The sequence below is a fragment of the Ruegeria sp. AM9 genome, assembly GCF_056540565.1.
In genome coordinates this window covers 673230-691998 of the sequence record NZ_JBQFWY010000001.1, presented here as the reverse complement: position 1 = coordinate 691998, position 18769 = coordinate 673230, and the positions used below count along the sequence as shown (strand labels likewise).

Annotated in this window: 17 protein-coding genes; 13 read left to right on the top strand and 4 right to left on the bottom strand. The window is 60.2% G+C overall.

Features of this window, described 5'->3' with window-relative positions; all coding sequences use genetic code 11:
• Window positions 1–14: 14 nt before the first annotated feature.
• Both ACR0DO_RS03485 and ACR0DO_RS03480 read left to right on the top strand, forming a co-directional pair.
• On the top strand, window positions 15–755 hold the full coding sequence (locus ACR0DO_RS03485; RefSeq protein WP_170670671.1) for a YebC/PmpR family DNA-binding transcriptional regulator: 741 nt from the start codon (window positions 15–17) through the stop codon (window positions 753–755).
• A gap of 140 nt (window positions 756–895) precedes the next feature.
• Window positions 896–2161 (top strand): permease, encoded by a 1266-nt coding sequence (locus ACR0DO_RS03480; RefSeq protein ID WP_480556749.1) that lies wholly within the window; start codon window positions 896–898, stop codon window positions 2159–2161.
• A gap of 9 nt (window positions 2162–2170) precedes the next feature.
• On the opposite strand, the gene ACR0DO_RS03475 is transcribed toward ACR0DO_RS03480, so the two are convergent.
• Window positions 2171–3061: a LysR family transcriptional regulator ArgP gene (locus tag ACR0DO_RS03475; protein WP_480556748.1), complete on the bottom strand. Its 891-nt coding sequence runs from the start codon at window positions 3059–3061 to the stop codon at window positions 2171–2173.
• Window positions 3062–3148: 87 nt separating this feature from the next.
• Here ACR0DO_RS03475 and ACR0DO_RS03470 point away from each other — a divergent pair, with 87 nt between their 5' ends.
• The 6 genes from ACR0DO_RS03470 (at window position 3149) to ACR0DO_RS03445 (ending at window position 8913) form a co-directional block, all read left to right on the top strand.
• The gene (locus ACR0DO_RS03470; RefSeq protein WP_170670677.1) at window positions 3149–3748 is read left to right on the top strand and encodes a LysE/ArgO family amino acid transporter; all 600 of its coding nucleotides are present in this window, start codon (window positions 3149–3151) and stop codon (window positions 3746–3748) included.
• A gap of 40 nt (window positions 3749–3788) precedes the next feature.
• Entirely contained in the window at window positions 3789–4697 is a 909-nt protein-coding gene (locus ACR0DO_RS03465) for a DMT family transporter (protein ID WP_480556747.1), read from the top strand.
• 89 nt (window positions 4698–4786) lie between these two features.
• Window positions 4787–5359: a choline-binding transcriptional repressor BetI gene (betI, locus tag ACR0DO_RS03460; protein ID WP_170441058.1), complete on the top strand. Its 573-nt coding sequence runs from the start codon at window positions 4787–4789 to the stop codon at window positions 5357–5359.
• Complete coding sequence (gene betC / locus ACR0DO_RS03455) at window positions 5356–6864, top strand: choline-sulfatase (RefSeq protein ID WP_480556746.1); 1509 nt, start codon at window positions 5356–5358, stop codon at window positions 6862–6864. Before betI ends, betC begins: the two co-directional genes overlap by 4 nt.
• 73 nt (window positions 6865–6937) lie before the next feature.
• On the top strand, window positions 6938–8596 hold the full coding sequence (gene betA / locus ACR0DO_RS03450) for a choline dehydrogenase (RefSeq protein WP_480556745.1): 1659 nt from the start codon (window positions 6938–6940) through the stop codon (window positions 8594–8596).
• 77 nt (window positions 8597–8673) lie between these two features.
• On the top strand, window positions 8674–8913 hold the full coding sequence (locus ACR0DO_RS03445; protein WP_170441064.1) for an HP1242/YdcH family protein: 240 nt from the start codon (window positions 8674–8676) through the stop codon (window positions 8911–8913).
• 75 nt (window positions 8914–8988) lie between these two features.
• Here ACR0DO_RS03445 and ACR0DO_RS03440 read toward each other — a convergent pair whose 3' ends face one another.
• Window positions 8989–10386, bottom strand: a complete 1398-nt coding sequence (locus ACR0DO_RS03440; RefSeq protein WP_170441065.1) for a helix-turn-helix transcriptional regulator — start codon at window positions 10384–10386, stop codon at window positions 8989–8991.
• Between the two features lie 65 nt (window positions 10387–10451).
• Window positions 10452–11657 (bottom strand): multidrug effflux MFS transporter, encoded by a 1206-nt coding sequence (locus ACR0DO_RS03435; protein WP_480556744.1) that lies wholly within the window; start codon window positions 11655–11657, stop codon window positions 10452–10454.
• Between the two features lie 183 nt (window positions 11658–11840).
• Between ACR0DO_RS03435 and ACR0DO_RS03430 the strand changes: the two genes are divergently transcribed.
• The 3 genes from ACR0DO_RS03430 (at window position 11841) to ACR0DO_RS03420 (ending at window position 14443) form a co-directional block, all read left to right on the top strand.
• A complete protein-coding gene (locus tag ACR0DO_RS03430) occupies window positions 11841–13373 on the top strand; it encodes an acyl-CoA carboxylase subunit beta (protein WP_170441070.1) in 1533 nt (510 codons plus the stop codon).
• A gap of 97 nt (window positions 13374–13470) precedes the next feature.
• A complete protein-coding gene (locus ACR0DO_RS03425; protein WP_480556743.1) occupies window positions 13471–13956 on the top strand; it encodes a DUF6497 family protein in 486 nt (161 codons plus the stop codon).
• 133 nt (window positions 13957–14089) lie between these two features.
• Window positions 14090–14443 carry a hypothetical protein gene (locus tag ACR0DO_RS03420; protein ID WP_170441073.1) on the top strand — a complete coding sequence of 118 codons (354 nt, stop codon included), beginning with the start codon at window positions 14090–14092 and terminating at the stop codon, window positions 14441–14443.
• An 87-nt stretch (window positions 14444–14530) separates the two neighbouring features.
• On the opposite strand, the gene ACR0DO_RS03415 is transcribed toward ACR0DO_RS03420, so the two are convergent.
• Complete coding sequence (locus ACR0DO_RS03415; protein ID WP_480556742.1) at window positions 14531–15631, bottom strand: DcaP family trimeric outer membrane transporter; 1101 nt, start codon at window positions 15629–15631, stop codon at window positions 14531–14533.
• 701 nt (window positions 15632–16332) lie between these two features.
• Here ACR0DO_RS03415 and ACR0DO_RS03410 point away from each other — a divergent pair.
• Together ACR0DO_RS03410 and ACR0DO_RS03405 are read left to right on the top strand one after the other, a co-directional pair.
• Entirely contained in the window at window positions 16333–16536 is a 204-nt protein-coding gene (locus tag ACR0DO_RS03410; protein ID WP_170441077.1) for a hypothetical protein, read from the top strand.
• Between the two features lie 114 nt (window positions 16537–16650).
• Window positions 16651–18696, top strand: coding sequence for an acetyl-CoA carboxylase biotin carboxylase subunit (locus ACR0DO_RS03405; protein WP_480556741.1), 2046 nt, complete (start codon window positions 16651–16653; stop codon window positions 18694–18696).
• Window positions 18697–18769: the final 73 nt, after the last annotated feature.

Genomic DNA, 18769 nt, shown 5'->3' with positions numbered 1-18769 from the left:
CATGAGGACGCACCATGGCAGGCCATTCCAAATGGGCCAACATCCAGCACCGCAAGGGACGTCAGGACGCCGCGCGGTCCAAACTGTTTTCCAAGCTGTCGAAAGAGATCACCGTCGCCGCCAAGATGGGCGACCCCGATCCCGACAAGAACCCGCGCCTGCGTCTGGCGGTGAAAGAGGCCAAGTCGAACTCGGTCCCCAAGGACGTGATCGACCGCGCGATCAAGAAATCGGTCGCTGGCGAAGGCGATGAATATGAAGAAATCCGGTATGAGGGCTATGGCCCGAACGGCGTTGCCGTGATCGTCGAGACGATGACTGACAACCGCAACCGGACGGCCTCGACTGTGCGCTCGACCTTTTCCAAGAACGGCGGCAACCTGGGCGAGACCGGCTCGGTCGGGTTCATGTTCGAACGCAAAGGTGAGGTAGTCTACACCGCCGCTGCTGGTGATGCCGACACCGTGTTCGAAGCCGCCATCGAGGCGGGTGCCGAAGACGTCGAAAGCTCGGACGAAGGGCACATCATCTGGTGTGCCGACACCGATCTGAACGACGTGTCGAACGCGCTGGAAGCCGCGCTGGGCGAAACCGAGTCGACCAAGCTGGTCTGGAAACCCACCACCACGACCGAGCTGGGTCTGGACGACATGCAAAAGCTGATGAAGCTGGTCGATGCTTTGGAAGACGATGATGACGTCCAGCGCGTCACCACCAACTTCGAGGCCACGGACGAGGTCATGGCGCAGCTCTGATCCGCGCCAAATAGCAGTCATTGAAAACCCGGCCACTGGTCGGGTTTTCTTTTTCCGTTCATGTGCTTCTTGGCCGGTTGCCCGGAACCCTATAGGCTGGCAGGCAGTTTTCCCGTGGGGCAGATAAAGCAAGTGATCGTATGACCGACGCCATACCCAATCGGAACATTTCGGTTCTTGCCGGGCAGAGCATTCTGTCTCAGGTCGCGTGGACGCTGGGCAGCCCGTCCGTGGTGCTGCCGTTTTTGGCGGTGTCGCTGGAACTGCCGATGTTCATTGCGGGGGCATTGGTATCGGTCCGGATGGTGGGCAGCATGATCTCGGACGTGTTTCTGGCGCAACCGATTGCGGCCCGCCAGCAGAAGAAACGCGGGATTGCCCTGACTGAAATCGCGATCGGCGCCTGCCTTGTCATGGCGGTGGTCGTGGCATCGACCGGAGTGGTTCCCGCCATCGGCATGGCCTTTGTCGCGGCGTTTTTCCTGATTGGCCTGATCGAAGAGATCCAGTCATTGATGTATACCGATCTGATCGGCGACCACGTGCAATCCAAGTCGCGGATGGTGTTGCATTACCTGCAGCTTGGCATTGGCGGGTTGGGTGCCATTGGGTTGGCCGTGCTGCTGCATGAGATCACCAAGGAAAACCCGCCCTTTTCGCGCCATACCGCAGTGATTGCTGTTTCGGTCACATTCTTCGTTCTGTCAGGCCTATGCATTCTGGCCATGTCCGAGATCTCGGGGAAGACAGAGGTCAAGGGGGACGCCCCGCCTGTGCGGAAACGGAAATTCTCGGAAAACTTCACCGACATCATCGCCATGTTCGATCAGGCCTGGTTTCGCCGCTACATGGTCATGCGCATTCCGTTGGTCGTGGTGTCGCTGTCGGTGCCGTTCTTTGCCCTGATCGCGGCCGAGGCACATCACGCGTCGGCCAAGGGTCTGACCGCCATGATCATCTCATCGGCGTCGGGGTATCTGGTCTCGGCCCCCTTGTGGCAGTTGGTGAATATGAAATCACACCGGGCCGTGATGGTGGTGGGCAACCTGATGGTGGCCCTGACCGGAGGCGCGCTGTTGGCGGTGCATTTTCTGGGGGTGGATCACGCAGTGCATCTTCATGCGGTGGCCTTGTTCATCGTGACTGTGGCCGTGACCGGCATCAGCGGGGCGCGAAAACTGTACTTCCTCGACGTGGCCCCCAAGGATCAGCGCGTCAAAGGGGCGGCTGCGATCAAGAGTATCTGTCGGATCACAGCGGTCATCCTGTCAGCCGCACTGGCAGCCATTGCGCATATGCACGAGGTCGCTTGGGCCGTTTTCTTCATCGTCCTTGTCAGCCTGTTTGCCGCCATCACCTGCTATCGGGTGGTTTTGCCGAACACAAAGAAGTCCAAGGCGGCATGACACGGCCCATCAGCGCCGAATGGACAGCAACGCCCGGGCCGCAACCCGTTTGACCGCATGGGTCAGCGGCGCCAGCGCAGGGGACAAGACGCGGCCCACCTGCCATGTCAGCGGTACGTCCAGCGGTGCATCAGGCAGCAACGGAACCAACCGACCGTCCTCCAACGCCTGCCGTGCCAGCCCGATTGGGTTCATGCCCCAGCCCATCCCGGCAATCGCCGCGTCCACGAACCCTTGCGGTGAGGGCAGAAAATGCGAGGGCGGCGCAATCCTCTGGCCCGTCTGTTCGGTGATCCAAGACTTCTGCAGCCCGTCCTTGCGGTTGAAGGTCAAGCTGGGTGCCCGGGTCAGCGTGCGCGCGTTCACCCCATCGGCAAACCACTGGCGCATATAGCTTGGGCTTGCGGTCGCAATATAGCGCAGCGCCCCCAGGTCCGAGGCATCGCAGCCCGCCACTAATTGGCTGCCCACTGTGATGGCAGCGCTGACCTCTCCGCGTCGAAGCCACTCTGCCGAGTGGTCCTGATCATCGACCACCAGATCGAACAGCAACCCATCGGCCTGTGCCATCGCATCGATGAACCACGTCGCCAGAACATCGGCAGGAACCGCCACCCGAACGCGGGCCGGACCACTTGCCTGATCCAGGGTCAGTTCCCGGGCCAGTTTCGCCTCAAGCAGCCCGATATCCTCGGCATGTTGCGCAATCCGCAACCCGGCCTGAGTGCCTGTGCAAGGCGTACCGCGATGGATCAGGGCTGCGCCAACGCGATCCTCCAGCGCCTTGATCCGTTGCGATATGGCCGAAGGCGTCACGGCCAGCTCGGCAGCAGCGGCTTCAAAGCTGCCATGGCGCAAAATGGAAGACAGCGCCGACAGGTGGTTGGGATCAAGCAGCATTAGCCAGACTTAATTGGGATCAACATCTTTAATTTGATAGAGGGCGGCAATACGCGTAGTCAATGCCTCGAAACCACAGGAGGTCACATGTCTACATCCCTGATTGCGGGCTTTGCACTGGGCTTCAGCCTGATCCTCGCCATCGGAGCGCAGAACGCCTTTGTACTGCGTCAGGGGCTGCGGCGCGAACATGTGCTGCCCTTGTGCCTGACCTGTGCGGTCTCGGATGCCCTCCTGATCGCCGCCGGTGTTGCAGGCTTTGGCGCGCTGGCCTCGGCAGCGCCCTGGTTCGAAACGGTCATGCGCTATGGCGGGGCGATCTTCCTGACATGGTACGGGCTGCGCAGCCTGCAATCGGCCTGGCGTGGAGGCGCGGTGATGGATGTGTCCGAAGGGCAGCGCGCCAGCCTGAAGTCGGTTCTGCTGACGGTTCTGGCCTTCACCTGGCTGAACCCGCATGTCTATCTGGATACGGTTGTGCTGATCGGGTCGATCTCGGCCCAATATGACGACCGCTTGGCCTTTGCGCTGGGGGCGATGCTGTCCAGCTTTGTGTTCTTCTTTTCACTAGGATACGGGGCAGGCATCCTGTCCCCTGTCTTTGCCAGACCACGGGCCTGGCAGGTTCTGGACGTGGTGATTGGCGTGGTCATGCTGGGGATCGCTTACAAACTTGTGGTTATGTGAAGGGTTGCCCCAACCGGGGTTTCGGTGTTCTACCGTTAACATGACAACTCTTGCGCCCACATATCGCCCGTTGGTGGGCATGTTCTGGATGTTCGCCGCCGGGGTGTCCTTTGTGGTCATGACCGCGCTGGTCAAGTCGCTGGGCTCGACGATGGACCCGATTCAGGCGGCGTTTTTTCGGTTTGTCTTTGGTCTGGTCTTTCTGCTGCCCGCCCTGAAACTCGTCCTGACAACGCACCTGACACGGCGGCATCTGACCCTGTTCGGTGTGCGCGGAATCGTACACGCCGTGGCGGTGATGCTGTGGTTTTTCTCGATGACGCAAATTCCCTTGGCCGAGGTTACGGCGATGAACTACATGACGCCCGTCTACGTTACCTTGGGTGCGGCGCTGTTTCTGGGTGAGAAGCTGGCCTTTCGCCGGATTGCCGCGATCTGTGTGGCGATAATCGGCGTCATCATCATTCTGCGACCCGGATTTCGCGAGGTTTCAGCAGGCCATCTGACGATGCTGGGCACGTCCCTGGCGCTTGGTGCGTCTTACCTGATTGCCAAAGCGCTTGTGCGGGACCTGCCGCCTTCGGTTGTCGTGGCGCATATGTCTATCTGGGTGACGATTGCCCTGATCCCCTTTGCGGTGGCTGTCTGGACGCCGCCCAGCCTGCGCGATCTGGGCGTTCTGTTTCTGGTCGCCAGCTTTGCTACCGCCGGTCACTATTTCATGACGATTGCGCTGAAAGCCGCGCCGGTGGCTGTGACGCAGCCGGTCACATTCCTGCAACTGATCTGGGCAACATTGGTCGGCGCGCTGGTCTTTCATGAAGGCATCGACATCTGGGTTGTCGCGGGTGGTACATTGATCCTGTCAGCGGTCAGTTTCATCGCCTGGCGAGAGGCGGTTCTGAACCGCAGCAACCTGACGACCCCCAGTATTGCGCCAAAGATTTAGCTCAATTCAGCACATGAAACTGGTTATTAATTGACGAGTCAATAAAAACCTCGTAGCGTTTTCCCATGTAACGTTGGGAGGGGACAGCTATGCCAAAACTCGGAATGGAGCCAATCCGTCGCGACGCGATCGTTCGTGCGACAATTGCCGAACTTGGATCGAAAAAGTCCCTTGATGTGACCGTCAGCCAAATCGCCAAGCGGGCCGGGATGTCCAGCGCGCTGGCGCATCACTATTTCGGCGGCAAGGATCAGATATTTCTGGCCGCCATGCGGCGCATCCTGTCCGATTTTGGTGCCGAGGCGCGGGGCGAGCTGAAAACAGCCGCGCCGCAGGAGCGGGCGCAGGCTATCATCCGCGCCTGCTTTGCACCTTCGTGCTTTACGCCCGACGTCATCGCCGCGTGGATGACGTTTTATGTTCTGGCCCAGACCAACGAAGACGCCCTGCGTCTGTGGCAGATCTATCAGTCGCGCCTTCGGTCCAACCTGATCGAAGCCCTGCGTCCATTGATAAGCGACCCGGTCGAAGCGGCCGGGAACATGATCGCCCTGATCGATGGGCTGTATATCCACGCTGCGCTCAGCGCCCCGGAAGAACCCCAACTGGCCGTGAACCATGCGATGCGGGTTCTCAATATTCTGCTTGAGGCTGAAAAATGACAAAACCCAACATTCTGATCCTGATGGTGGATCAGCTCAACGGTACCCTCTTTCCCGACGGTCCCGCAGATTGGCTGCATGCTCCGAACCTGAAGAAACTGGCAAAGCGGTCGACGCGGTTTGCCAATGCCTACACGGCCTCGCCGTTGTGCGCGCCGGGTCGGGCCAGTTTCATGTCCGGCCAGTTGCCCTCGCGCACCGGCGTCTATGACAACGCGGCTGAGTTCAACAGCGATATCCCCACCTATGCGCACCATCTGCGCCGTGCCGGGTACTACACGTGCCTGTCAGGCAAGATGCATTTTGTCGGCCCAGATCAGTTGCACGGGTTCGAGGATCGCCTGACCACCGACATCTATCCCGCCGATTTCGGCTGGACGCCCGACTACCGCAAGCCGGGTGAGCGCATCGATTGGTGGTATCACAACATGGGGTCGGTGACCGGCGCTGGCGTGGCCGAGATTTCCAACCAGATGGAATACGACGATGAGGTCGCCTACAACGCCAAGGCCAAGCTGTACGACCTGGCGCGTGGCAAGGATGAGCGTCCGTGGTGCGTGACCGTCAGCTTTACCCACCCGCACGATCCCTATGTGGCCCGCAGGAAATACTGGGACCTCTATGAGGATTGTGAACACCTGCTGCCCGAGGTCTCTGACCTGGGCTATGACAATCAGGACCCGCATTCCAAGCGTATCTTCGACGCCAACGACTGGCGCAGCTTTGACATCTCCGAGGAAGATATCCGCCGGTCCCGCCGCGCGTATTTCGCCAACATCTCGTATCTGGACGACAAGATCGGTGAGATTCTCGAGGTTCTGGAAACCACGCGGCAAGAGGCGATCATCCTCTTTGTCTCGGACCACGGCGATATGCTGGGTGAGCGCGGGTTGTGGTTCAAGATGACCTTCTTCGAAGGCTCGTCGCGCGTGCCGCTGATGATCTCGGCACCGGATATGCCTGTGGGACGCATCGATACGCCGGTCTCGACAATCGACGTGACCCCGACGCTGGGCACGTTGGCGGGCGTGGACATGGCCGAGATTGCACCATGGACCGATGGCGAAGACCTCGTGCCATTGGCACAAGGGACTGAGCGGACCGCGCCGGTAGCAATGGAATACGCAGCCGAGGCGTCCTATGCCCCGCTGGTCTCGCTGCGCTATGGCAAGTGGAAATACAACCGCTGCGCGCTGGACCCCGATCAGCTGTTCGACCTTGAGGTCGACCCGCAAGAGCAGGTCAACCTTGCCGAAGATCCCGCCCATGCCGGAACGCTGGAAACGCTGCGCGCGAAATCCGAGGCGCGCTGGGACCTGGATCAGTTCGACGCCGAAGTGCGCGCCAGCCAGGCCCGCCGCTGGGTCGTGTACGAGGCGCTGCGGCAGGGCGGTTACTACCCATGGGATTACCAGCCGTTGCAGAAAGCGTCCGAACGCTACATGCGCAATCACATGGACCTCAACACCGTCGAGGACAGCCAGCGTTTCCCGCGCGGCGAATAACCTCTTCACCTTTTGAAAAATACTCCTGCCGAACGGTTCCAAACGCGGTTCGGCAGATTATGGAGACCTGAATATGGAAGCAGATTTCGTCATCGTTGGCGCAGGGTCCGCAGGCTGCGCGATGGCATATCGTCTGAGCAAGGCCGGGGCTTCGGTTCTGGTGATCGAACATGGCGGAACCGATGTCGGGCCGTTCATCCAGATGCCGGCCGCGCTGAGCTATCCGATGAACATGGCGCGCTACGACTGGGGCTATCAGTCCGAACCCGAGAAACATCTGAACAACCGCCGTCTGGCCTGTCCGCGTGGCAAGGTGATTGGTGGGTCGTCCTCGATCAACGGGATGGTTTATGTGCGTGGCCACGCGTGCGATTTTGACACGTGGTCCGACATGGGTGCGGATGGTTGGTCCTATGCGGATGTGCTGCCCTACTTCAAGCGCATGGAAACATGGCACGACGGCGGCCACGGCGGCGATCCCGAATGGCGTGGCAAGGACGGCCCGCTGCATGTTTCGCGCGGCCCGCGTGAGAACCCTCTGTTCCAGGCCTTTGTCGATGCGGGCCAGCAGGCGGGTTATGAGGTTACCGGCGATTATAACGGAGAGAAACAGGAGGGCTTTGGCCCGATGGAACAGACCGTCTGGAAGGGACGGCGCTGGTCTGCGGCGAATGCCTATCTGAAACCTGCCCTCAAGGGGGGCAATTGCGAAGTCGTGCGTGGATTGGCGTCGCGCGTGGTCATGGAAAACGGCCGTGCGACCGGCGTTGAGCTGATCCGTAGCGGCAATAAGGAAGTCATCCGCGCTCGGCGCGAGGTGGTTCTGGCCGCGTCCTCGATCAACTCACCCAAGCTGCTGATGCTGTCGGGGATCGGCCCGGCGGCGCATCTGGCCGAGCACGGGATCGAAGTTGTCGCGGATCGTCCCGGTGTGGGCGCGAACCTGCAAGACCATCTTGAGCTGTATATCCAGCAGGCCTCGTTGCAGCCGATCACGTTGTATAAACATTGGAATCTGGTCAGCAAGGGCCTGATCGGGGCGCAGTGGCTGTTCACGAAAACCGGCCTCGGGGCGTCGAACCAGTTCGAAAGCGCGGCCTTCATCCGTTCGAATCCGGGGGTCGAGTACCCGGACATCCAATACCACTTCCTGCCCATGGCTGTGCGTTACGACGGGCAGGCCGCGGCGGAAGGGCACGGGTTCCAGGCCCATGTGGGACCGATGCGCTCGCCCTCGCGCGGGGCGGTCACGCTGCGTTCGGACAAACCCGAGGACGCACCGGTGATCCGCTTCAACTACATGAGCCACGAAAAGGACTGGGAAGACTTCCGCAAGTGTATCCGCCTGACCCGCGAGATTTTCGGGCAGGAAGCGTTCAAACCCTTTGCAGGCAAGGAAATCCAGCCGGGTGCGGATGTGCAAAGCGATGAAGAGCTGAACGGCTTCATCGCTGAACATGCCGAAAGCGCCTATCACCCCTGCGGCACTTGCCGGATGGGCCGGGCGGACGACAAGAACGCGGTTGTTGACCCCGAAGGGCGTGTCATCGGTGTGGACGGGCTGCGGGTCGCCGACAGTTCGATCTTTCCGCAGATCACCAACGGCAACCTCAACGCGCCGTCGATCATGGTGGGTGAGAAGATGTCCGATCATCTGCTGGGCAAAGAGGCCTTGCCAAAGGCCAATGACCGCCCGTGGATTCACCCGGCATGGGCGACCGCGCAGCGGTGATTTGATCCGCGTCAAAGCGGGGTGTGCGAAATATCTATAGACCTGAATCGTAACAACATGTTTAGGAGCGAACAGGAATGTCCCACACCCCGCATGAACTGGCCGAAGAGTTTCCGGACAAAGTCGAACTGATGAGCCAGCTCAAGCAATCGGATGCGCATTTCGCCCGGCTGGCGGATGAATATCACGAGGTCAACCGCGTCGTACACCGTGCGGAAACCAATATCGAGCCGATGGAAGATCTGGCCGAAGGCGAGCTGCGCAAGAAGCGCGCTGTCCTGAAAGATGAGATCTGGTCGATCTTATCGAAGGCATAAGGCTTACGGGCGGGGGCTCTGCCCCCGTCGCGGCAGGCCGCGACTCCCCTAAGGTATTTTCAGGCTAGGTGAAGATCAGGTGACCTCATAGGGCAGGGTGCCGCGGGTATGGGCGTCGATGGACAGGCGGCGTTCCAGAGGCGGGACCGAGCGCTGGTGGCAGTTTTGCCGCTCGCAGATACGGCAGGAAATGCCGATGGGTTCGTAGGCGCTTGCGTTGTTGATATCGAGGTTGTCGGCATAGACCAGCGCCTCGGCATGGCGAACCTCGCACCCAAGGGCGATGGCATAGCGGCGCACAGGCGCACCGAAGGAGCCGCCCGATTTCGATACATCCCGTGCCAGCGAGATATAGCGGACGCCATCCGGTGTTTCCGCCAATTGCCGCAGGAAATGGCCGGGGGTTTCAAAGGCGCGGTGAACGTTCCACAGGGGGCAGGCGCCGCCGAACCGGGCGAATTGCAGGCGCGTGGCCGAGTGGCGTTTGGTGATTGTACCTGCCTGATCGACGCGTACGAAGAAAAACGGGATACCCTTGGCACCGGGACGTTGCAGGGTCGAAAGCCTGTGTGCCACCTGTTCGATCGACGCGCCAAACCGGTTGCTGAGCAGTTCCAGATCGTGGCGGTATTCCTGCGCGGCGCCCAAAAAAGCGTCATACGGCATCAGCGAGGCGCCCGCGAAATAGTTGGCCAGACCGATCTTGGCGATGGCGCGGGCCTCTTCGCTTTGGAACTTGGCGAAGTCCAGCGTCGCGTCGAGCAGCTTGTCCTGGCTGATCAGCGCCACCTGCAGCAGTAGTTGAAACACCTGTGTCTGCGGGGCCGTGCGCGACGAGAGTTTCAGCGTTTTGCTGTCGGCGTCGTATTTCCTGGTTTCGGGAATGTCGACGAACTGCACCCGAATGCCGCGCTCGCCCAGGCTGTTGATCGCCGCGGCGCGAATGCCGCCGGCCTCTTCGGCGCGGGGCGAGAAACGCTCGGCAGCGCGGTCGACCGCGTCGATGTAATTGTCGCAGTAGTGGAAGAAGTCGCGCACTTCCTCCCATGGGCTGGCTTGAATCTGCGCGTCTTCACGGCCCAGGGCCTCGTCCAGCGAAGCCAGTCGTTCGTGCGTTTGGCGGTACGTGCGGTGTAATGCAATGAACGCGCGGGCCAGCGCGGGGGCGTTCGAGGCCGTCAGGCGCAGGTCGGCCAGCGGTGGCATGTCGTCGAACACCGGGTCCGCCAGTGCCTCGCGCATGTCCGAGACTAGGCGTTCGCTGTCGCCAGTGCTCAGTTCGGTCACGTCCATGCCGAATTCCTGCGCCAACGCCAGAACAACCGTGGTCGAGATCGGTCGGTTGTTGTTCTCCATCTGGTTTAGGTACGGCAGCGAAACCCCCAGTTTCGTGGCGAATTCCTTTTGCGTCAGGGTCAGGCGCGTGCGCATTTCGCGCAGTTTCGCACCGGCATAAAGCTTTTGGGTGGCCATGGTGTGCCTTTGCAACTTTTCTATTGCTGCAAGCTAACTTTGCAAACCGATCGGTGCAAGCGGTGTTACAGGCCCAATTGCCGTTCGCGCCGGATTACCGAAGCGATGGCGCAGATTGCCAAGGCTGATGTGGCCAGCATAAGCCATAGCAGTGGCATCGCGCCGGTTTCGCGGGTCAGTAAGGCTCCGGCAAGGGCGCTGAGGCCAGCGCCGCCGCCCAGCATGATTGCGCCGCTCAGGCCCGAGGCGGTGGCGGCCAGATGAGGGCGTACGGACAACGCGCCCGAAGTGGCGTTGGGGATCGTCATGCCGTTGCCGATGCCCACGAAGGTCATGAAGCCGAAAAAGCTGAGCGCGGTGCCAAAGCCTGCCAGAAACAGAAGGGCCGAAATGGCAACCCCAATCGCATTTAGCCAGCAGCCCCAGAACACCATTCGGTTCACGCCAAACCGGACCGAATAACGCCCGCTGAAGAAATTGCCGAAAAAGTACCCAACGGCTGGCGCGCCGAAATAGATGCCGACCTGCGCCGCGCTGAGGCCAAAGAGTTCGGTGCCGATAAAGGGTGCACCGCCCAGATAGGCGAAGAAGGCTCCCGAGGACAATGCGGAGGACAGCGAATAGCCCCAGAACCGGGGTGAGCGCAGCAGTTCCGGGTATTCGCGGAATTGCTGTATCAGCGTCTTGCCGCTTTTGGCCGAGGTCTCGCCAAAGTCGACATAGGTCAGTGCCAGTGTCATCGCACCCAATGCGAAGGGCAGCCAGAAATTGGCCTTCCAGCCAAAGCTCTCTTCCAGCACGCCGCCTATGGCGGGGCCGATCATGGGGACAATGGCCATGCCCATCGTGACATAGCCGATCATCGAGGCCGCCTGATCCTGATCATACAGATCGCGCACCGCTGCCCGGCTGAGCACCATGCCCACGACCACGATGGCCTGACACATCCGAAAGGCCAGAAACACCTCGATGTTCGGAGCGTAGACGCAGCCCAGCGTGGCGATCAGGAACAGCGCCAGCCCCCACAGCATGACAGGTCGACGCCCGGCCTTGTCCGCGATCGGGCCGATCAGGATCTGCAGCACTGCATTGACCAGAAGGTACAGCGCAATCGACAACTGCATCACCTTGTAGTCGGTCTGAAAATGCAGCGCCATGTTCGGCAGGCTGGGCAAGAACAAGTTCAGGCTGAGCGCGGACAGCCCAGAAAGTAAAACCAACGTGGATATCGTGGGGGGCGAGCGATGCGCCCGGGATGAACTGAACTGCATGGTTCACAGGTATAGTGACCGTTTCAGGGAATGCTATCCAAGACTGCGTCTCACTGTGAAACTTAGCAAATTTACAGTTTTCCATAAGTTTGTTGCGGTAAGTTTGCAAATTTGCCGAAAGATGCTTTGGACCTGAAGCGTATGCGTATAGTGTCGCGCGAAATCTCACAGGGAATGAGCGCCATGAAAGATATCCTTACCGAGCTTGAAGATCGCCGCAACGATGCCCGGCTGGGCGGTGGGCAAAAGCGTATCGACGCGCAGCACGGGCGTGGCAAGCTGACCGCGCGCGAGCGGATCGAGCTGCTGCTGGACGAAGGCAGCTTTGAAGAGTTCGACATGTTCGTCAGCCACCGTTGTACCGATTTCGGGATGGAAAAACAAAAGACTGCGGGCGATGGCGTGGTTACCGGCTGGGGCACGATCAACGGCCGGATGGTCTATGTGTTCAGTCAGGATTTCACCGTGTTTGGTGGTTCGCTGTCGGAAACCCATGCGCAGAAAATCTGCAAGATTATGGATATGGCGATCCAGAACGGCGCGCCGGTCATTGGAATCAACGACTCGGGCGGGGCGCGAATCCAGGAAGGTGTTGCCTCGTTGGCGGGGTATGCCGAAGTGTTCCAGCGCAACATCATGGCCTCGGGCGTGGTGCCGCAGATCAGCGTGATCATGGGGCCTTGTGCTGGTGGCGCTGTTTACAGCCCGGCGATGACCGACTTTATCTTCATGGTCAAAGACACGTCCTACATGTTCGTGACCGGCCCCGACGTTGTGAAAACCGTCACCAACGAGGTTGTCACCGCCGAGGAACTGGGCGGCGCCTCGACCCATACCAAGAAATCCTCGGTCGCGGATGGCGCGTTCGAAAACGATGTTGAGGCGATGGCCGAGGTGCGTCGTCTGGTCGATTTCCTGCCGCTCAACAACCGCGAGAAACCGCCTGTACGCCCGTTTTTTGATGAAACGGACCGGGTGGAAACTTCGCTGGATACATTGATCCCGGACAACCCGAACACGCCCTACGATATGAAGGAACTCATCACCAAAGTGGCGGACGAGGGCGACTTCTACGAAATTCAGGAAGACTACGCCAAGAACATCATCACCGGTTTCATCCGTCTGGAAGGGCAGACCGTGGGCGTTGTGGCCAACCAGCCGATGGTTCTGGCCGGGTGTCTGGACATCGACAGCTCGCGCAAGGCGGCGCGGTTCGTGCGTTTCTGTGACTGTTTCGAGATTCCGATCCTGACGTTGGTTGACGTGCCGGGCTTCCTGCCGGGGACTTCGCAGGAATATGGCGGCGTGATCAAGCATGGCGCAAAGCTGCTGTTCGCCTATGGCGAGGCCACCGTTCCGAAAGTCACCGTGATCACCCGCAAGGCCTATGGCGGTGCGTATGATGTTATGGCCTCCAAGCACCTGCGCGGCGATTTCAACTATGCGTGGCCAACCGCCGAGATTGCGGTGATGGGTGCCAAGGGCGCAACCGAGATCATCCACCGTGCCGACCTGGGCGATGCGGAAAAGATCGCGCAGCATACGCAGGATTACGAGGACCGGTTTGCCAACCCCTTCGTCGCCGCCGAACGTGGCTTCATCGACGAGGTGATCATGCCGCAATCCACCCGCCGCCGTGTGTCCCGCGCGTTTGCCAGCCTGCGTAACAAGCAGCTGAAAAACCCGTGGAAAAAGCACGACAATATCCCGCTGTAAGGGGTGTCCGAATGATCTGCCCGCCAGGGATTCCCCGGTCGGCGGATCATGGCGCAATTGCCGGATCGAAGTTTGACTTTGAGACTAAAGCTGATAGATGACTGACCGTATCAGACATAGAAAAGCGCGGGCCACAAGCCATGCGCGCGCGACCCCGGAGAGAGGAGCCCGCGTCAATCGGGGCTGGGGTCGCGCCTTTTTTCTGTTGCTTCTGGGATGGTCATCCGCCGTTGTTGCGCAAGCCGAAAACCTGTTGCCGGTTCCGTCGGGACAGCCCGTGCATTTAAGCGACGTGCTGCTGGACAACAACCCGGGCGAGTTGTGGGTCAGGTTCCGTTTCGTAGCGCCCAAGATCGGCTACACTGCTGGCCGCATCGGTTATGACGTCGCCTCGAACGACATGGAACACCTGTGCCAGACCCTCGCGGTTGCCTATGTGGTGCGTCACGAGCTTGATCCGGCGCGTGTCGTGATCTCGCTGTCTGACCGGCCTGTCGAGTTTGGACGATCGGCGCCTGACGCCACGCAGTTTTTTGAAGCCTATCGGCTGGAGCAATCCCAATGTATCTGGGAGGGGCTCTGACCATGAAACCCCGTTTTCACCACCTCAGAGCGTTTCTGAACACCAATGCGGCTTTGGAGGTGCGCGATATGATCCCGTCTGCTTTGAGGGGCGATTCTGTTTCCCTGATACCTGTGAACAGCGAGGTGCCGACATGCTGAAGCATCGCGGATTTCCCGGACGTCTTGCGGGGACGGATTTCCAGTTCACCATTCGCCGGGCCAACCCCAAGGGCGTCACGCCGATTACGCGGCGCGAGCGGTTCCGCGATCGCAAACCGGCCGACCGTCGTGCGGACGCCGCGTTCATGGAAGCGCTGTGGCAGAACTTTGGTGATCAGCCGTTCGAGCGTGGCAATCTGGACGCCGGCCGCCTGAGCTGGCTGTTCGAGCGCGAAGTCATCCCGGCCGAAGACCCGTTTGATCCGGCCAGCTATGACGCATTGCTGGTGATCGATGTGGATGCAGCGCGGGTGTCGTTTCCCGATATCTTCGACGGGGTACGCTGAACCGTGCAGGCCGTTGTCGCACATATCCATCCGGGGAAAGCTTCGGAAAAAACCCTGCCCGGTCGCGGGCAGGGCGGTTCTGCGCGTTCAGAAATTAAGCTGCGCGGCGACCTGAACACGGTTGCCGTCGAAGGTCCGGCCCGTGGGTTCGTCGTTCCGCTCACCATAGATGTACTCGGCGCTCAGCGTCAGGTTCTCGGTGGCCTGATAGAAGGCATTGACGTGGATCGTCTCCAGCTCGGTAAAGGACAATGTGCCGGTCGAGGTGGGCAGGTCATAGTCTTCCTTGCCGTAGGCGATGCCGACATTCCACTTTTCCCCAAGGTCCTGCCGGAATTCGATGGTGTAGCCGTCCACGTCGTTGGCCCGACCGCCGACAACCGGATCACCAAGGCCGATCAGGTAGGGGCCAAGGGCCTCGCCGTTGACATAGTTGACCTGAAACAGCCCGCCTTGCCACGGGCGCACCGATCCGGACAGGGTAAAGCCGGTCTGATCCACCTCAACTCCACCACCTTCGGCCTTGCCATAGAGAGCCGCCGCGCGGGCGATATAGGTGCCGTCATTGTATTCCGCCGAGGCGGTCAGCACCGGGTCATCCGAGTTCGACCCGCTGACGTTTTCTTCGACCGAAACGGCGAAGGACGTGTTGGCCCCGAAACTGTTGGAGTAGCGGACCTGCGGAACACGGGCGAAAGCGATGCCAACGGGGCCGTTGAATTCGACCGAGGTCGGATAGGTGTCCAGCGGCTGGAAGTTGGTCCAGTACTGGCCGATCAGCCAATTGTCTCCGATTCGGATATTGGCATGACGCAGTCGAAATTCGGCAGTGCCGTTCGACGCAAAAAGGTCAACTTCCAGTTGACCGCCGATGTCGCCAATAGCGCTGGGTGTGGTGGTCAGCAAACCGACGCGAGACTGTCGTACGGTGGCGCCGAAGGTACCGTCGGTGGCAGCCGAGGGTTCACCGATGACGTTCACGAAGGCGGTGTCGCCCTGATCGAAATCGAAGTCGTAGAAGAAGTCGGCTTTGACATAGCCATAGACGTCCAGAGTGGTATTGCCGATTCTGAATTCCCCGGGTGTGGTACCTGGCCCTGTGGATTCCAGCGCCTCGATGCGGGCGCGCAGCGCATCCAGCTCTGCCTGGGTCTCGGCGTCCTGGGCAACGGCCAGCGTGCTGGTCACACTCAACGCGGAGGCAACAAGCAGAGGTGCCTTTTTTCTCTTTATAATCATGCGGATGATTCCTTGTGTGCAGAAGTGCACGGGCAAGGTTTCACGCAAAATCCAGTGTGGGAAATCACGAGAACGGGACGAAACCGGCCCGATTTCTCAAGCAAAGTTGTGCGAAAGTGCCGGAATTTTCACAGTATGGTGAACAGATCGGTTAACTATACGTCTGCGAACGGAGATTCGCAGCGACGGATTGTGTCCCGCCGTGATGATGCACGTGCAGAAACGCCCCCCAATAGTGAGCGTTGTAACGTCAATGTGACTGTGCAGACGGATGGAAACGCGCGCCTGATGGGGCAGGGTGTCGGCGCAATTCTGCGCGAGAATTCGCCGTATGGGCGAATTCCAGCCGGAATCTCGCTTGGAAACAATACTTTGTTTGCGGCCCTTATTGTGGCGTGCAATGTGAACGGGCCGTGCGGCTCTACTTTGCCTGCGCCGCACAAGCACCTACTATTCCGTACCCCTTCCTTCCGCGGGCAGGTTTGTGAAACTCACAATACCTCGCCCGCGTTTTTCTTTGAGCGATCGTTGCGCTTAAAGCGGCATAATTCTGCGCAAAATGCAGATTTGCGGGGCCTGTTATTGAATAACAGCCCCCGCATACGCCATCTGCGCCCCGACGCATCAAGAAACCAAAAGGGGCAGAGCGTATGCGAATCTCAAAATTCTTCCTTGTCGTGGCAACCTGCGCGGGCTTGGCCGCCTGTGGTGATTCCACCGGTGAACAGGCGCTGCTTGGCGGTGGTGCAGGGGCCGTGGGTGCGGCAGTCGTCAGTGCCGACCCGCTGCTCGGCGCTGTGGTCGGCGCAGCAGGCAACGTGCTTTACTGCAAGACGCAGGGAAACTGCTACTAACGTATACTACGGGGCGCCCGTCGCCCCGACCGCCATCGCGCAACACGCCGTCGTGGGGTTCAAGCCCCGCGGCGGCGTTTTGCGTTTCCAGAACACCAAGACAAAGGACGTTCCATGTTCAACAAGATCCTGATCGCCAACCGGGGCGAGATCGCCTGCCGGGTCATCAAGACCGCCCGCAAAATGGGTATCGGCACCGTTGCCATTTATTCGGATGCGGACAGAAACGCGTTGCACGTGTCGATGGCGGATGAGGCGGTGCACATCGGCCCGCCGCCTGCGAACCAGTCTTACATCGTGATCGACAAGGTGATGGATGCCATCCGTCAAAGCGGCGCGCAGGCGGTGCATCCGGGCTATGGGTTTCTGTCCGAAAACTCGAAATTCGCCGAGGCGCTTGAGGCCGAAGGCGTGGCGTTCGTCGGCCCCCCGGTTGGTGCGATTGAAAGCATGGGTGACAAGATCACCTCGAAGAAGATCGCACAGGATGCGGGCGTTTCGACGGTGCCCGGCTACATGGGGCTGATCGAAGACGCAGACGAGGCGGTCAAGATCAGTCAGCAGATCGGCTACCCCGTCATGATCAAGGCCAGCGCCGGCGGCGGCGGCAAGGGCATGCGGATCGCGTGGAACGACGAAGAAGCGCGCGAGGGCTTCCAGTCCTCGAAAAACGAGGCCGCGAATTCCTTTGGTGACGACCGGATCTTTATCGAGAAATTCGTAACACAGCCGCGCCACATCGAAATTCAGGTTCTGTGCGACAGCCATGGCAACGGCATCTATCTGGGCGAGCGCGAATGCTCGATCCAGCGCCGCAATCAGAAGGTGGTGGAAGAGGCCCCGTCGCCCTTCCTCGATCCCGAAACCCGTAAGGCCATGGGTGAGCAGGCGGTCGCCTTGGCCAAGGCCGTGAACTATGCCAGCGCCGGGACGGTCGAGTTCATCGTGGATGGTGAGAAGAACTTCTACTTCCTCGAAATGAACACCCGCCTGCAGGTGGAGCACCCTGTAACCGAGTTGATCACCGGCGTCGATCTGGTGGAACAGATGATCCGCGTCGCCGCTGGTGAAAAGCTGACCATCACGCAGGACGATGTGACCCTGACCGGCTGGGCCATCGAAAACCGCCTATATGCTGAGGACCCGTATCGCGGCTTCCTGCCTTCGATTGGCCGCCTGACCCGCTATCGCCCGCCGCAGGAAACTGCCGCTGGTCCGATGCTGGTCAACGGCAAATGGCAGGGCGATGCGCCCGAGGGTCCGGCAGCCGTGCGCAATGATACCGGCGTCTACGAGGGCGGCGAGATCAGCATGTATTACGACCCTATGATCGCCAAGCTGTGCACCTGGGCCCCGACCCGTGAACAGGCGATCGAGGCGATGCGCGTGGCGCTGGACAGTTTTGAGGTCGAAGGTATCGGCCATAACCTGCCCTTCCTGTCGGCAGTGATGGATCACCCGATTTTCATCAAGGGCGACATGACCACCGCCTTCATCGCCGAGGAATACCCGGACGGGTTCGAAGGTGTGGAATTGCCTGAGGGTGACCTGCGCCGCATCGCGGCCTCATGCGCGGCCATGCATCGAGTTGCCGAGATTCGCCGCACCCGCGTATCGGGTCGGATGGACAATCATGAACGCAAGGTTGGTACGGATTGGGTTGTGACCGTGCAGGGGCAGGAGTTCGCCGTTGCCATCGACGCGGACAAGGATGGTTCGACCGTGACCTTCGCGGATGGCACCCCCTCGCGCGTCGCGTCCGACTGGACACCGGGTGATCAACTGGCTGTTCTGGATGTCGATGGCAGCCCGCTTGTCCTGAAGGTTGGCAAGGTTTCGGGGGGGTTCCGCATCCGCAACCGTGGCGCGGATATCAAGGTGCATGTGCGCACTCCGCGTCAGGCCGAACTGGCCCGCATGATGCCCGAGAAACTGCCGCCCGATACTTCGAAAATGCTGCTTTGCCCGATGCCGGGTCTGATCGTGAAGGTCGACGTCGAAGTGGGGCAGGAAGTACAGGAAGGGCAGGCGCTGTGCACCATCGAGGCGATGAAGATGGAAAACATCCTGCGCGCCGAGAAGAAGGGCAAGGTCGCCAAGATCAACGCAGGTGCGGGCGACAGCCTTGCCGTTGACGACGTGATCATCGAGTTCGAGTGATCATGGCTGCGCTTTTGTCATATATCCAGTGCTCTCCGGCGCATCGCGCCGGGGGGCGGGGATGTGGCGAAAG

Coding starts and splice junctions, on each gene's coding strand:
- ACR0DO_RS03485 (WP_170670671.1), top strand. CDS start 15: ATGGCAGGCCATTCCAAATGGGCCAACATCCAGCACCGCAAGGGACGT.
- ACR0DO_RS03440 (WP_170441065.1), bottom strand. CDS start 10,386: ATGGCCACCCAAAAGCTTTATGCCGGTGCGAAACTGCGCGAAATGCGC.
- betI (WP_170441058.1), top strand. CDS start 4,787: ATGCCAAAACTCGGAATGGAGCCAATCCGTCGCGACGCGATCGTTCGT.
- betC (WP_480556746.1), top strand. CDS start 5,356: ATGACAAAACCCAACATTCTGATCCTGATGGTGGATCAGCTCAACGGT.
- ACR0DO_RS03445 (WP_170441064.1), top strand. CDS start 8,674: ATGTCCCACACCCCGCATGAACTGGCCGAAGAGTTTCCGGACAAAGTC.
- ACR0DO_RS03410 (WP_170441077.1), top strand. CDS start 16,333: ATGCGAATCTCAAAATTCTTCCTTGTCGTGGCAACCTGCGCGGGCTTG.
- ACR0DO_RS03435 (WP_480556744.1), bottom strand. CDS start 11,657: ATGCAGTTCAGTTCATCCCGGGCGCATCGCTCGCCCCCCACGATATCC.
- ACR0DO_RS03425 (WP_480556743.1), top strand. CDS start 13,471: ATGACTGACCGTATCAGACATAGAAAAGCGCGGGCCACAAGCCATGCG.
- ACR0DO_RS03470 (WP_170670677.1), top strand. CDS start 3,149: ATGTCTACATCCCTGATTGCGGGCTTTGCACTGGGCTTCAGCCTGATC.
- ACR0DO_RS03475 (WP_480556748.1), bottom strand. CDS start 3,061: ATGCTGCTTGATCCCAACCACCTGTCGGCGCTGTCTTCCATTTTGCGC.
- ACR0DO_RS03430 (WP_170441070.1), top strand. CDS start 11,841: ATGAAAGATATCCTTACCGAGCTTGAAGATCGCCGCAACGATGCCCGG.
- betA (WP_480556745.1), top strand. CDS start 6,938: ATGGAAGCAGATTTCGTCATCGTTGGCGCAGGGTCCGCAGGCTGCGCG.
- ACR0DO_RS03420 (WP_170441073.1), top strand. CDS start 14,090: ATGCTGAAGCATCGCGGATTTCCCGGACGTCTTGCGGGGACGGATTTC.
- ACR0DO_RS03480 (WP_480556749.1), top strand. CDS start 896: ATGACCGACGCCATACCCAATCGGAACATTTCGGTTCTTGCCGGGCAG.
- ACR0DO_RS03405 (WP_480556741.1), top strand. CDS start 16,651: ATGTTCAACAAGATCCTGATCGCCAACCGGGGCGAGATCGCCTGCCGG.
- ACR0DO_RS03465 (WP_480556747.1), top strand. CDS start 3,789: ATGACAACTCTTGCGCCCACATATCGCCCGTTGGTGGGCATGTTCTGG.